This is a genomic window from Lentzea sp. JNUCC 0626 (genome assembly GCF_043632865.1).
Classification (GTDB): Bacteria; Actinomycetota; Actinomycetes; order Mycobacteriales; family Pseudonocardiaceae; genus Lentzea.
On sequence record NZ_CP171635.1, the window covers coordinates 9,447,605 to 9,460,562 of the forward strand.

General features: G+C 69.6%; 12 protein-coding genes. 6 read left to right on the forward strand and 6 right to left on the reverse strand.

The window, feature by feature from the left end; genetic code table 11:
• Positions 1–91 precede the first annotated feature (91 nt).
• On the reverse strand, positions 92–1,264 hold the full coding sequence (locus tag JNUCC0626_RS44360) for a lipase family protein (RefSeq protein WP_394616603.1): 1,173 nt from the start codon (positions 1,262–1,264) through the stop codon (positions 92–94).
• Positions 1,265–1,444: 180 nt separating this feature from the next.
• Positions 1,445–1,804: a hotdog fold thioesterase gene (locus JNUCC0626_RS44365; protein WP_394622242.1), complete on the reverse strand. Its 360-nt coding sequence runs from the start codon at positions 1,802–1,804 to the stop codon at positions 1,445–1,447.
• Between JNUCC0626_RS44365 and polA the strand changes: the two genes are divergently transcribed.
• The 4 genes from polA (at position 1,803) to JNUCC0626_RS44385 (ending at position 7,637) form a co-directional block, all read left to right on the forward strand.
• Entirely contained in the window at positions 1,803–4,583 is a 2,781-nt protein-coding gene (gene polA, locus JNUCC0626_RS44370) for a DNA polymerase I (RefSeq protein WP_394616604.1), read from the forward strand. The genes JNUCC0626_RS44365 and polA overlap by 2 nt on opposite strands.
• 154 nt (positions 4,584–4,737) lie before the next feature.
• Positions 4,738–5,889: a glycosyltransferase gene (locus JNUCC0626_RS44375; RefSeq protein ID WP_394616605.1), complete on the forward strand. Its 1,152-nt coding sequence runs from the start codon at positions 4,738–4,740 to the stop codon at positions 5,887–5,889.
• 9 nt (positions 5,890–5,898) lie between these two features.
• The gene (locus JNUCC0626_RS44380) at positions 5,899–6,531 is read left to right on the forward strand and encodes a SecDF P1 head subdomain-containing protein (RefSeq protein WP_394616606.1); all 633 of its coding nucleotides are present in this window, start codon (positions 5,899–5,901) and stop codon (positions 6,529–6,531) included.
• A gap of 41 nt (positions 6,532–6,572) precedes the next feature.
• Positions 6,573–7,637, forward strand: coding sequence for an Hsp70 family protein (locus tag JNUCC0626_RS44385; protein WP_394616607.1), 1,065 nt, complete (start codon positions 6,573–6,575; stop codon positions 7,635–7,637).
• On the opposite strand, the gene JNUCC0626_RS44390 is transcribed toward JNUCC0626_RS44385, so the two are convergent.
• Both JNUCC0626_RS44390 and JNUCC0626_RS44395 read right to left on the reverse strand, forming a co-directional pair.
• Positions 7,618–8,829, reverse strand: coding sequence for an aminotransferase class V-fold PLP-dependent enzyme (locus tag JNUCC0626_RS44390; protein WP_394616608.1), 1,212 nt, complete (start codon positions 8,827–8,829; stop codon positions 7,618–7,620). The two genes, JNUCC0626_RS44385 and JNUCC0626_RS44390, sit on opposite strands and share 20 nt — an antisense overlap.
• The gene (locus tag JNUCC0626_RS44395) at positions 8,816–9,262 is read right to left on the reverse strand and encodes a DUF1453 domain-containing protein (protein ID WP_394616609.1); all 447 of its coding nucleotides are present in this window, start codon (positions 9,260–9,262) and stop codon (positions 8,816–8,818) included. The genes JNUCC0626_RS44390 and JNUCC0626_RS44395 overlap by 14 nt, the downstream gene beginning before the upstream one ends.
• Positions 9,263–9,325: 63 nt before the next feature.
• Here JNUCC0626_RS44395 and JNUCC0626_RS44400 point away from each other — a divergent pair, with 63 nt between their 5' ends.
• Entirely contained in the window at positions 9,326–9,928 is a 603-nt protein-coding gene (locus JNUCC0626_RS44400) for a TetR/AcrR family transcriptional regulator (RefSeq protein WP_394616610.1), read from the forward strand.
• On the opposite strand, the gene JNUCC0626_RS44405 is transcribed toward JNUCC0626_RS44400, so the two are convergent.
• On the reverse strand, positions 9,885–10,493 hold the full coding sequence (locus tag JNUCC0626_RS44405; RefSeq protein WP_394616611.1) for a class I SAM-dependent methyltransferase: 609 nt from the start codon (positions 10,491–10,493) through the stop codon (positions 9,885–9,887). The two genes, JNUCC0626_RS44400 and JNUCC0626_RS44405, sit on opposite strands and share 44 nt — an antisense overlap.
• Before the next feature lie 85 nt (positions 10,494–10,578).
• Between JNUCC0626_RS44405 and JNUCC0626_RS44410 the strand changes: the two genes are divergently transcribed.
• Entirely contained in the window at positions 10,579–11,493 is a 915-nt protein-coding gene (locus tag JNUCC0626_RS44410; RefSeq protein WP_394616612.1) for an Lrp/AsnC family transcriptional regulator, read from the forward strand.
• Here JNUCC0626_RS44410 and JNUCC0626_RS44415 read toward each other — a convergent pair.
• Complete coding sequence (locus JNUCC0626_RS44415; RefSeq protein ID WP_394616613.1) at positions 11,490–12,950, reverse strand: alkaline phosphatase family protein; 1,461 nt, start codon at positions 12,948–12,950, stop codon at positions 11,490–11,492. The two genes, JNUCC0626_RS44410 and JNUCC0626_RS44415, sit on opposite strands and share 4 nt — an antisense overlap.
• Between the last annotated feature and the right edge of the window lie 8 nt (positions 12,951–12,958).

The window sequence follows — 12,958 nt, forward strand, 5'->3', positions numbered from 1 at the left end:
TCGGCTGCTATTCGCTCACGCCGACTCCGCGCTTGGTGTTCGTGGAGCGGGGCGGGAGGTGTTTGGCGCCCGCTTCGGGTGGTTGGCGGGGTCAGGTGCGGTCGAAGTCGGTCAGGACGTGGGGCAGGGCCAGCTTTGCGGCGGCGCCGTGGCTCACGTCTGCGCCCAGGTCGATCAGCTTGCTGCGGGCGTCGTGGTGTTTCAGGCGTTGGTCGCAGTAGGCGGAGGTTTCCAGGAGCGTGTCGCGGTCGCCGGCTGAGGAGTAGAGCGTCACCGGCCCTGTTGGGCGCCAGTCGCAGTAGCTGTCGGACTCGCGCAGCTTGGCGCGCAGGACGCCCGTTGGGTTTTGCAGGCGGGTGTAGTAGGTGTCGGTCAGGAGTTCGCGCATCGTCGCGGGCAGGTGGCGGAAGATGTCCTCGTTGCGGTGGTCGCCGTCGAAGAGTTGCTCGACCTTCGGGTCGCGGAAGGCTTCGGACGGGGTGTCGTAGAGGTGGTGGAGGCGGTTCCAGGCCACCGTCCAGTACGCCAGGTAGGCGACGCCGTTGGCGATCTCGTCGTTCAGTGCTTTGGGTACCAGCAGGCTCGGCTTGAACGGGCCGCTGATCGGTGCCAGGGCGCCGATCTTGAGGTGCGGGTCGGCGTTGCGGTGGATGGCCTGGCCCAGTGCCATCGTGGCGTGTCCGCCCTGGGAGTGGCCGGTGATCATGACGCGCGGGTCGGGGCGTAAGCCTCTTCGAGCTGCGTACTCGCGGGTTGCGCGCAGGGCGTCGACGGAGGCTGTGGCGGTGGACGGGCCGTCCATGTACGGGTGGGTGCCGGGGCCGGTGCCCAGGCCCAGGTAGTCGGGGGCGGTGGTGAGGTAGCCCGCCGAGGCGAGGAAGTAGGCCGTGGCCCTGTCGGTGCCTTCGCTCACGGAGGAGACGGAGCCCCGGTGGCCGGTGGTGCCGTGCAGCCAGGCGGCCTGGCGCGGGGTGCGGGTCGCGTTGTGGGGCAACACGACCAGCGCGCTCGCGGTCGTCGGTCTGCCGGACGGGTCGATGGTGCGGTAGGTGATGCGCTTCGCGTCCACGGCGAAGCGGACGCGCGAGGCGTCCAAGGCGTGGTCCCCCAGGTAGTCGACCAGCTGGTTGGTGTCCAACGTGGACACCGGGACGACGTCGAGGAGGCGGCCGCGAGCCGGGTGGGCGGACGCGGTGGCCGGGACCGAGGCCGCGGCCAGCGCGGCGCACAGGACCGCCGCTGTCGTTCGAGTCGTGAAGGTCATGCCTTCACGATGTCGGGGTGATCTTGGTCGGGCACTGGGGCTTGCCGCACAAACGGGGTGGGGTTGACCGCACGGCCGGGGTGGGGTTTTCCGCAGTGCGACGCGACGACGGCTGGGGGAGCCGAGAAGTTGGGCGAAGAGCCCCCGGGCCTGGGCCGGCGCCAGGCCTGGGGCAAGAGGTCAGGCGCCCGGCGGCTTGGGGCGCAGGAGGCAGGTGAGGCGGGCGGTGCAGGTGCGCTTGCCGTCCTCGTCGGTGATCACGATCTCGTAGGTCGTGGTGCTGCGGCCCAGGTGAATCGGGCGGGCCACGCCGGTGACCATGCCTTCGCGCGCGGCGCGGTGGTGCGTGCAGGACAGTTCGAGCCCCAGTGCGATCAGACCGTGCTCGGAGGCGTGCATCGCGGAGGCGATGGAGCCGAGCTGTTCGGCCAGGACGGCGTTGGCTCCGCCGTGCAGCAGGCCGAAGGGCTGGCGGTTGCCGTTGACCGGCATCGTGCCGACCATCTCCTGGACATCCCATCGGGTGATTTCTATGCCCATGCGGACGTGCAGCTGCTCGTCGGCGAACTCGATTGGCAGGTCGGCGGTCACACGGGCTCCAAGGGCTCAAGCGAAACTGTCAGACCTCCACCCTAGACTCGGGCTCGTGACTCACTCAGACGTGAAGCGGCTCCTGCTCATCGACGGTCACTCGATGGCCTACCGAGCGTTCTACGCCCTGCCCGCCGAGAACTTCGTGACGAAGACGGGGCAGGTCATGAACGCCGTGTACGGGTTCACGTCCATGTTGATCAACATCCTGCGGGACGAGCAGCCCACGCACGTCGCGGTGGCGTTCGACGTGTCGCGCAAGACCTTCCGGTCCGAGCAGTACCCCGAGTACAAGGCCGGGCGCACCAAGACGCCGGACGAGTTCCGCAGCCAGGTCTCCCTGATCAAGGACGTGCTGGCCACGCTGGCCATCCCGACCATGGAGAAGGAGAACTACGAGGCGGACGACATCATCGCGACCCTGACCACGCAGGCCGTGGCGCAGGGGATCGACGTCGAGATCGTCACCGGTGACCGGGACGCGTTCCAGCTGGTCAACGACAAGGTGACGGTGCTCTACCCGGTCAAGGGCGTCTCCGAGATGGGGCGGTTCACGCCCGCGTACGTCGAGGAGAAGCACGGCGTGCGGCCCGACCAGTACGCGGACTACGCGGCGGTGCGCGGAGACTCGTCGGACAACCTGCCGAACACGCCCGGCGTCGGGCCGAAGACGATCATCAAGCTGCTCAACCAGTTCGGCGGGCTCAACGAGCTGGTCGACCGCATCGACGAGGTGCCCGGCAAGGTCGGCGAGGCCCTGCGCGGCAACCTGGCGAACATCATCATGAACCGCCAGCTGACCGAGCTGATCAAGGACGTCGAGCTGCCGTACCAGATCGACGGCCTCGAGGTGCAGCAGTGGGACCGCGACGCGGTGCACCGGCTGTTCGACGAGCTGGAGTTCCGCGTCCTGCGCGACCGTCTCTTCCAGACGCTCACGACCGCGGAACCCGAGGCCGAGGAGGGCTTCGAGGTCTCCGGCGGCACGATCGAGGCGGGCACGCTCGAGAAGTGGCTGGCCGAGCACGCGAGCAAGACGCGCGTCGGTGTCGCGCTGCGCATCACCACGGACCTGGAGGGCGTCGCGCTCTGCACGGCCGACGGCGAGGGCGGCTACGTCGACGTCACCGAGCTGAACGAGGCCGACGAGCAGGCGCTCGCGAAGTGGCTCGCCGACGAGAAGATCGCCAAGGCGGGTCATGACCTGAAGCTGCCGCTGCGCCGCGTGCGCGCCCGCGGCTGGAAGCTGCGCGGCCTCTCCTCCGACACGGCGCTCGCCGCCTACCTGGTCAGGCCGGGTCAACGATCGTTCGCGCTGGACGACCTGGCGCTGCGCTACCTCAAGCGCGAGCTGCGGGCCGAGGAGTCCGGTGACGGGCAGCTGTCGCTGCTCACCGACGAGTCCGAAGAGGCGCAGAAGGTCGCGACCAGCACGATCCTGCGCGCGCGGGCCGTCGCCGAGCTGGCGGACCGCCTCGACGAGGAACTCGTCACCATCGGCGGCACCGAGCTGCTCGCGAAGATCGAGCTGCCGCTGATGAACGTGCTGGACGAGGTCGAGGCCGTCGGCATCGCGATCGACGTCGACCACCTCTCCGAACTGGAGGCGCACTTCGCGGCCGGCGTGAAGCAGGCGGCGCAGGACGCGTACTCGGTGATCGGCAAGGAGATCAACCTCGGCAGCCCGAAGCAGCTGCAGGTGGTGCTCTTCGAAGAGCTCGACATGCCGAAGACGAAGAAGACCAAGACCGGCTACACCACGGACGCGGACGCGCTGCAGAACCTGTTCGAGCAGACCGAGCACCCGTTCCTGCAGCACCTGCTGTCGCACCGGGACGTCACCCGCCTCAAGTCCACTGTGGACGGCCTGCTGAAGTCGGTGGCCGACGACGGCCGCATCCACACGACGTTCCACCAGACGATCGCCGCGACCGGCCGGCTGTCCTCGACCGACCCGAACCTGCAGAACATCCCGATCCGCACGGACGAGGGCCGCCGCATCCGCCAGGCGTTCGTCGTCGGCAAGGGCTACGCGGAGCTGATGACCGCGGACTACAGCCAGATCGAGATGCGGATCATGGCGACGCTGTCCGGCGACGAGGGCCTGATCGCGGCCTTCAACTCGGGCGAGGACCTGCACACCTACGTGGCGTCGCAGGCGTTCGCGATCCCCACCTCCGAGGTGACGGGCGAGATGCGCCGCCGCATCAAGGCGATGTCGTACGGCCTCGCGTACGGCCTGTCGGTGTTCGGGCTGTCGCAGCAGCTCCGCATCCCGACGGAAGAGGCCCGCGAGCAGATGGAGGCGTACTTCAACCGTTTCGGCGGCGTGCGCGACTACCTCAACGAGATCGTGAAGAAGGCAGGCAAGGACGGCTACACCGAGACGGTGCTGGGCCGCCGCCGCTACCTGCCGGACCTGACGTCGGACAACCGCCAGCGCCGCGAGATGGCCGAGCGCATGGCCCTCAACGCGCCGATCCAGGGCAGTGCCGCCGACATCATCAAGGTGGCCATGCTGGGCGTGTACCGGGCGCTGGAGGAGTCGGGCCTGCGCTCGCGCATGCTGCTGCAGGTGCACGACGAACTGGTGCTGGAGGTCGCCGAGGGCGAGCGCGAGGCCGTGGAGGCCCTCGTGCGCGACCAGATGGGCAACGCCTACCAGTTGCAGGTGCCGCTGGAGGTCTCGGTCGGCGTCGGCCGCTCCTGGGACGACGCGGCCCACTAAGGGTCCAGAACGCGAATCAGCCCGCCTGAGCCAGGTGCTCGGGCGGGCTGCGTTTTCTCCCCATTGGAACTTATAGCGCGTGGGGGGACTTGCCGCAAGACCCCGTACCGGCCCCACAATTCGTGCCCTGACCAGGGGATTGAGGGGATTCACGATGCGATTTCTGCTGTCCACGATCGGGTCGCGGGGCGAGGCGCAGCCGGTCACCGCACTGGCCGTGCGACTCCGAGAACTCGGCAACGACGTCCACGTCGTCGCGCCGCCGGACTTCGAGGAACTGATCACCGGCAACGGCCTCACCTTCACTCCGGTGGGCCCGAACCTCCGCACCGCCACCGCCGTCAAGTCCACGCCCGACGAGTTGCGCCGGCTCGCACAGGAGTCGGTCAGGGAGCAGTTCCGCGTCGTCACGAACGCCGCGCGCCAGGCGGACGTCCTGGTGGCAGGCGGCGCGTTGCAGCACGCGACCAGGTCCGTCGCGGAGAGCATCAAAGCGCGGTACGTCTACGCGAGCTTCTGCTCGAACACGCTGCCCTCACCGCACCACGCACCACCCGCGATGCTCGGCCGCGTTCCGGTGAACGGAACCCCGGAGGAGAACCTCGCGCAGTGGGAGCAGCACCGCCAGTACTTCGTGAGCTCCCGCGACACGCTGAACGAGGAACGCGCGAAGCTCGGCCTCAGCCCGATCGACGACGTCCGCGACCACATCTTCGGCGACGCCCCGTGGCTCGCCGCGGACCCGGTGCTCGGCCCGTGGCCCGGACCGGGGGAGCTGACGCAGACCGGCGCCTGGCTCATCGACGACCAGCGACCGCTCACCCCCGAACTCGAAGCGTTCCTGGACGACGGCGAACCCCCGATCTACTTCGGTCTCGGCAGCATGCGCGGCTCCCGGGACACGGCGCGAGAAGCCGTCGAAGCAGCCCGTCACCTCGGCAAGCGCGTTGTCCTGCAACGAGGTTGGGCCGATCTGAGCGTCGACGCGCCGGAGTGCCTCACGATCGGCGAGGTGAACCAGCAGGCGTTGTTCCGCCGCACGGCCGCAGTCGCGCACCACGGCGGCGCGGGCACCACCACGACCGCCGCAGCAGCAGGTGCACCGCAAATCGTGTTGCCCCACATGTACGACCAGTACTACTGGGGTGCCCAGGTCGAACGGCTGGGCATCGGCCGTGCGGCGCAAGCCGTGACACCGAACGTCCTCGCCGAGGTGCTGGAACTCGCGGACCAAGCGCGAAAGGTCTCCCCACAGGTGCGCACGGACGGTGCGGAAGTGGCGGCGAAGCTCCTGATGTCGTGGTAAGCCAACGACATGAAGATCCTCGCCGTGGTGCTCCTGCTCGCCCTCAGCGCCTGCACGGCCACCGAACAGGGTGCGCCGACCAAGCAGGCGTGGCTCGACGGCAAGCTCACCTTCCGGCTGGTGACGACCGCCGAGCCGACGTCCAAGCCGTCCTCCGGCTACCCGGTGCCGCAGAAGGAAGCCGGCGACCCCGCGGTCCAGGAGGCGAAGAGCAAGCGGCAGAGCTCCGACGACACCGTCCGCACGCAGGCGCTGGAGGCGTTCGACTGCGCCGCACCGGATCCGCTGGTCGGCCACGACGACGCCGCCGCGCCGCTGGTGACGTGCGACGCCGGCGAGTACCGGTACGACCTGGGCCCGGTCGCCCTCGACGGTGAGCGGATCGCCAAGGCCACGTCCTCGTTCAGCCCGACCGCCGGCGGCCACGTGATCACGATCGAGTTCGACGCCGAGGGCGCGAAGACGTGGGGCGACTTCACGACCGCCAACGTGGAGAAGCAGGTCGCGATCCTGATCAACGGACGGGTGCTCAGCGCGCCCACCATCCAGTCGCCGATCACCGGTGGCTCGACGGAGATCTCCGGGAAGTTCACGGCCGACGAGGCCAGGCAACTCGCGGAGCAGTTGAACCAGACCAAGTGAGACGTACGTGTGGTGGGTGTCCGCAGTGAGGGGTGACCACCATGTCGTACCAGGTTGGGCTCGATCTCGGATCCGCAGGCGCCACCGTCGCCACCGGCGGTGGCGTCACCACCAGCAGCCGTCATCAGCAGGCGCCGGCCAGGGAGGTCGCGCACCTCCTCGACGACCTCGCGCGCCGGCACGGGGAACCGCCCAGCCGCGTGGCCATGACCCATCCGCTGTGCTGGCCGCACGAACACCTCGAACAGCTGCGCCAGGACCTCATCGACGCGGGACGGGCGGACGTGCTGTTCGTCCCGGCACCGCACGCCGCCGCCATCGCGTTCGACGCCGACGCCCGGATGCCCGAGCACGGCACGGTGGTGGTGTTCGACTTCGGTGCCACCGGATGCGACATCACGCTGCTGCGCAAGCAGGGCGTGCTGTTGCTCGCCGGGCAGCCCGAACGCGTCGAGGTCGGCGGGTTCGACCTCGACGGCCTGGTCGCGGAGCACGTCATCGCGAAGATCGGCACGCACAGCCGTGAGCTGGTGCGCAGCTGCGTCGAGGCCAAGGAACTGCTCGGCAGCTACCCGGAGGTCAGAATCCCTTATCTGGCAACGAACGGGGAGATGCGCGAGGTCAGGCTGAGCCGTCTCGAGTTCGAGTCGGTCATCCGGCCGTCGGTCGAGCTGACGGTCGACGCCCTGGAACGCGTCGTCGCGAGCGCAGGCCTGGACCGGCCCGACGTCGTGCTGCTGGTCGGCGGCTCGGCCCGGATTCCCCTGGTGGCAAGGGAGATCGCGGAACGGCTGCGCATCCCGGTCCTGCGGGGCCCGGACGGCGCGGCCGCGACCGGCGCGTACCTCGAAGCCGTGCAACTGGAACCCGAACCCGGCGAGCAGCCCACCGCCGAGGTTCCCCTGCCGCGCAAGGAAGAGGAACCGAAGCGGCGACTCCCGACCACGTCGTTCATCGCGGCCGGACTGCTCGTGCTCGTCCTCGGAGGAGGATGGTTCGCGCACGACGCGATGAACGAGCCGCAGGTGATGATGGAGAACACCAGCGTGCAGCTCGAACCACCGGGACTGGCCGAGCTGCCGAGCTTCATCGGGCCAGGGCGCTGATCTCCCGCACGGTCCGGTCGATCTCCTCGGGTGTGTTCAGGATCGACGTGCCGATCCGCGCGTACGGGATCCGGTATGCGGCGGTCGTGATCTGAATGTTCTTGTCCGCCAACCGCTGCACGAGCTCGGGCCCGGTCGACCCCGGCACGTCGAAGCACACCAGCCCCGCCGACAACGACGACGGCGTGTGCACGACGACGCCGGGGATCTCCGCGAGCCCCGCGACGAACCGCCCGGACAGCTCGGCGATCCGGGCGGCCACCTGCGGACGGCCGAGGCGTTGGTGGAACCGCACCGCCGCCGCGACCGCGAAGTACTGCTCGAACGCGTGGAAGCCGCCGGGCCCGAGCAACGCCGTCGCACTGCGGTCGCTCAGGCTCGGCAGCAACGGCACGATCTCGCCGCTCACCTCGGGGTTCACCCACACCATGCCGGTGCCGCGCGGCCCGAACAGCCACTTGTGCGTCCCCGCCACGAACACGTCCGCGCCCAACCGCGCCGCGTCGTCGTCGACCGCCGCCAGTCCGTGCACGCCGTCTACGACGAGGAGACACCGATCCTCCGACTTGCGGCCACGGTTCGCCTCCGCCACAACGGCTGCACACGCCCGCACGGGCATCCGCAGGCCCGTGCTCGACTGCACCCACGTGATGCCGACGGCCCGGGTCTGCGGCGTGATGGAGTTCCGCAGCCGCGTCGCGATCTCGTCCTCGGTGGCCTTCGCCGAGTTCTCGTAGAGCGTGCCGACCCTGACCTTCGCGCCCACCCGTCCGGCCGCGAGCCGCGCCGCCTGCTGGTGCCACGCGTGGTCCTGGTCGTTGAGCAGCAACTCCTGGTCGGCGCGCAGTTTCAGGCCGCCGTAGACGATCGAGAGCCCCATGGTCGTGTTCGGCACGAACGCGATGTCGTCCGCCGCACCCCCGACGTACTGCCCGAGCGCTTCGGCGACCTTCTGCGCCTCCTCGGGCATCAGGTCGTGCGAGTTGGCGTCGAGCCTGCGCTGGAACTCGGCGACCGCGTCCCGCACCTCCCGCGGGTTCGACGCGAGATAGAACAGCCCCAGGTTGGTCAGCGCGGGATCGAGCCGGAACTCACGGCGCACGGCGCCCCAGTCCAGTCCCTGCGCCGCGGACGACGCGGTCGGCGCGACAGCGAGAAGTCCGGCCCCCACCAGGAAATCACGACGCTCCATGCCTTCCATTGGACACCCGTTCCGGCGCGAACGGCAGGCCGGTGTTCAACGCCTTCGCTCCCACGACGCACAGTTCGCCGAGCATGCTCACGCCGATCGACAGCTGCGTCGGCGCGTGCCCGCCGATCAGCAGTCCCAGCCCGAGGCTCACCCCGATCGACGTCACCCACACGACCAACGTCCACGGCGTGTACCGCTGCCACAGGTGCCCGTCGCGTTCGAACAGCCTGATCGTCATCCCCCGGAACGCCCCGAACGCGAACCCGGCCAGCAGCGGCACCAGGTAGACGAGGTGGAACTCCTCGACAGCGCGAATGCCGAAGAACAGCAGGAACGCGGGCGGCGCCAACAGGTCTCGTGCGTTCAGCGGTTCCCCCATGAACCGCCGCACGAGCACGTACACCACACCGGCCGCTATCAGCAGATATGTCATCGCAACCCCCTTTGTAGCATGACCCTGCTACTTAAACTAGCAGGGTCATGCTACAAAAGGGAGGTGTCACCGAGAGTCGTCGATCCCGTCGCCCGCCGCCGAGACGTTGCCGAGGCGGTGTTCCGCGTGGTCGTGCGCGACGGCGTCGAACAGGCCTCGCTGCGCAACGTCGCGATGGAGGCGGGCCTGTCGATCGGGTCGATCCGCCACTACTTCGACAGCCACGACGCCATGGTCGTCTTCGCCGTCGAGTTCCTCATCGAGTCCATCGACCGGCGGGTCTTCGAGCACGTCAGGGCGAGGAAGGACCCGGCCGACGTGCGCCGTCCCGGCGAGCGCGTGTTGTCCGAGGTGCTCCCGCTCGACGACCGGCGGCGAGACGAAGCCGTGCTGTGGCTGGCTTTCGCAACCGCCGCGCGCACCCGGCCGTCGCTGCTGCCGCACGCGGAACGGCTCTACGACGGCCTTCGCGCGCTCTGCCACCGCGCACTGACGGTGATGTCCAAGGCGGGGACGATCGCGGCCACGCACGATCTCGCGCTGGAGACCGAACGGCTCGCGTCGCTGCTCAACGGCCTGACCGTGGACGGCGTGCTGCACCCGGACCGGATGACGCCGGAGCTCACGCTGTCGGTGTTGCGCGGCCACCTCGACTCGCTGCGGTAGCTTCCACGGCCCAGACCGGCAGTTCCGGCAGGCCGTCGACGCCGTTCAGGCCGACGACGTCCCGCCAGAACCGGGTGATCTCCCAGCCCGCGCCGGTCAACGCCGAGCGCAGTTCGTCCTCGGTCACGGCGAACGGTCCGCCGTCGACCGCGAGCGAGGTCAGGTTCAGCAGCGCCTCGTCGCCCGCCGCCTCCCGCAACGCCACGGCGAGCGCCGGGCGTTCGTCGGGCGGCACGCAGTGGAACAACGCGCTCGCGAGCACCGTGTCGAACGGACCGGCGAACGTCGACCCGACGATCCACTCGACGCCGTCGCCCCGGCCGCGAGCGATCTCGACGGCCGTGGGCGCGATGTCGACACCCGTGACCTGATAGCCCTGTGCGGCAAGGAAGAGCGCGTTGTCACCCGTGCCGCACCCGGCGTCCAGCACGCGTCCGCGGAACCGTCCGGCGGCCTCCCACGCGACGACGATCGGTTGCGGCGCACCGATGTCCCACGGCACGCCGTTGTTCGGCACGCCCTCGACCAGTTGCCCGCCGCGGTAGAACTCCTCGAAATCGACCATGCGCCCAGCCTGGAGTTCGGCAGCAGCGATCCGGCGCCCGCAACCGCCAATGCGGCGGAAACCATCTTCAACTAGCGTCAGACCGGTGGAATCCCTCGATCGAAAGCTGGTCCACGCGCTGCAGATCGACGGCCGCGCGCCGTTCGCGAAGATCGCCGGCGTGCTCGGCGTCTCCGAACACACGGTCGCCCGCCGCCACCAACGGCTCCGCGAGAGCGGAGTGAGGGTGCGGGGCGCGCTCAACCGGTTCCGGCTCGGCCACCACGCCTGGACGCTGCGGTTGCGCTGCACCCCGGACGCCGGACCGGTGTTGGCCCAGGCGCTGGCGAAGCGCCCGGACACGTTCTGGGTGCACCTGATGTCCGGCGGCACCGAGATCTCCTGCCTGCAACAGGTGGAGACCGCCGACGAACTCCTGCTCGACCGCCTCCCCAGACGGCTGGTGGACGTGAGCGCGCACAGCATCCTGCGCGGCTTCGCCTCACCCGGAACGTGGCGCGGCATCGCGTGCCTCACCGAAGAAGAAGAGGCCGTCCTACGGCCAGACTTCGCCTACGAACCACCGACCGAACTAACGCCGCTCGACGAGCAGCTCATCGCGGTCCTGCAGGCCGACGGCCGCGCCGGGTTCGCCGAACTGGCCACGAAGGCGGGCACCTCCGAGTCCACCGCCCGGCGCCGCGTCGAGCACCTGCGCAAGACCGCGGTGCTGGAGCTGCAACTCGACGCCGACCCCGCGTTGTTCGGGTTCGCCACCCAGGCCAGGGTGTGGATGCGCGTCCAGCCACGCCACCTCGCCGAGGTCGGTGCCGCACTGGCAACCCATCCCGAGGTGTACTTCGCGGCCGCCACGACAGGCCCGGCGAACCTCGTCGCCAGCGTGACCTGCCGTGGCAGCGGCGATCTCTACCGCTATCAGACCGAGAGCATCGGAGTCCTCGACGGCGTCAGCGAGTTCGAGGCGGCCCCGGTCCTGCGCACCCTCAAGCGGGCGAACTAGGACAGGCGGGGAGCGTCGACCGCCCAGTACCAGTTGTTGCCGGCGTCGAAGAGGCGCCACGAGACACGGGCCGTGCGCGCGCCCGAGGGCACCGCGACGGTCAGCGACACCTGCTGCGCGAGGCCGTCCGCGTTGTGCGTGCGGACGACCTGCTCGGCGCCGCCGTCGAACGACACCGCGACCGTGCCGCGCTGCGTGCCCTCCTGCAGGTAGTGCGAGAAGTAGTCGAGCTTCACCGACGACTTGCCGCTGACGTCGTAGGAGGGCGAGGTGAGCGTCGAGTCGAACTTGCCGCGCGAGGACGGCGAACCCTTGTCGTCCCACTCGTCCGGGTCGGCGACGGCGAAGACACCACGCGCGCGCACGTTCGCCTCACGCGACTGCGACGGCGCCGCACGGGTCCAGAACTCGTCGGTGGTGAACGACCAGCCCTGCCACTCCGCCACGCCCTGCGGCATCGACGACGCGGTGGTGACCGTCCAGCCGGCCGGGCCCTGGCGCGTCCAGCCCAGCACCGACGCAGGCACGCCGGTCTCGTCCTGGCGCGGCTTCAGCGTCACCGAGTCGAACGGGTCGACGGGCGCGCTGCCGAGCGCGTAGCCGTCCAGCGAAGCCGAGACGTTGAGGTGCTTCACCGCGGACGCCGCCACGTCGACCAGCTTCGGCGCCACGGCCGGACGCGCGGACCCGGTCGAGATCACGAACGTCATGCGCTCTTCCTGCGAGTCACCGCCGTGGCCGCCCGCCGCCGTGTGGCCGTGGTCGGTGGTGATCATGATCAGCCAGTCCTCGGACGCGTACGACGGCCGCGACTCGATGGCGCGCACCAGACGGCCGATCTGCGCGTCGTTCGTGCGCATCGCCGCCGCGTACTGCGGGGAGTCCGCGCCGTGGTCGTGGCCCGCGATGTCGATCTGGCCGAGGTAGACGAACGACGCGTCGGCGGCGTCGTTGCGCAGGTGCTGCTCGGCGTCGACGGTGATCTTCTCGTCCGACCCGGTGTAGCCCGCCGAGTCGCCGTCGAGGACGTACTTGCGGTCCTGGCCGGAGCGCAGGACCTGGTCGCTGATCGGCTTCCAGTCGACCGCCGCGTACGTCGACAGGCCCGGGTTCGCCGTGTTCGCGCGCTCCAGCCAGCTCGGGTACGACGTGAGGGCGTTGCCGCTGAAGGAGTTGTCCTTCACCTTGTGCTTGTCCGGCCAGACGCCGGTGAGGATCGTGGACCAGCCGGGACCGCTGGACGTCTGGGCCATGCCCGAGCCGTACAACGCGCTGCGGGCGCCGTACCCGCGGTTGAGCAGCGCCTTGACGTTCGGGGTGTCGCCGCTGACGAGCTTGTCGTACCGGGCGCCGTCGAGCCCGATCACGAGCACCTTCGGGGTCTTCGCCGGTGCCGCGACCGCAGCCGGGGTCACCAGCAGGAGAGGCAGCAATAACGCGAGAGCAGCTCTTGTCATGACAGGCA

What these genes read in the sequence shown, in the direction of transcription:
- JNUCC0626_RS44405 (WP_394616611.1), bottom strand. Translation starts at nt 10,493, where the DNA reads ATGGTCGATTTCGAGGAGTTCTACCGCGGCGGGCAACTGGTCGAGGGC.
- JNUCC0626_RS44380 (WP_394616606.1), top strand. Translation starts at nt 5,899, where the DNA reads ATGAAGATCCTCGCCGTGGTGCTCCTGCTCGCCCTCAGCGCCTGCACG.
- polA (WP_394616604.1), top strand. Translation starts at nt 1,803, where the DNA reads ATGCGGACGTGCAGCTGCTCGTCGGCGAACTCGATTGGCAGGTCGGCG.
- JNUCC0626_RS44375 (WP_394616605.1), top strand. Translation starts at nt 4,738, where the DNA reads ATGCGATTTCTGCTGTCCACGATCGGGTCGCGGGGCGAGGCGCAGCCG.
- JNUCC0626_RS44390 (WP_394616608.1), bottom strand. Translation starts at nt 8,829, where the DNA reads ATGGAGCGTCGTGATTTCCTGGTGGGGGCCGGACTTCTCGCTGTCGCG.
- JNUCC0626_RS44395 (WP_394616609.1), bottom strand. Translation starts at nt 9,262, where the DNA reads ATGACATATCTGCTGATAGCGGCCGGTGTGGTGTACGTGCTCGTGCGG.
- JNUCC0626_RS44360 (WP_394616603.1), bottom strand. Translation starts at nt 1,264, where the DNA reads ATGACCTTCACGACTCGAACGACAGCGGCGGTCCTGTGCGCCGCGCTG.
- JNUCC0626_RS44365 (WP_394622242.1), bottom strand. Translation starts at nt 1,804, where the DNA reads ATGGGCATAGAAATCACCCGATGGGATGTCCAGGAGATGGTCGGCACG.
- JNUCC0626_RS44415 (WP_394616613.1), bottom strand. Translation starts at nt 12,950, where the DNA reads ATGACAAGAGCTGCTCTCGCGTTATTGCTGCCTCTCCTGCTGGTGACC.
- JNUCC0626_RS44385 (WP_394616607.1), top strand. Translation starts at nt 6,573, where the DNA reads ATGTCGTACCAGGTTGGGCTCGATCTCGGATCCGCAGGCGCCACCGTC.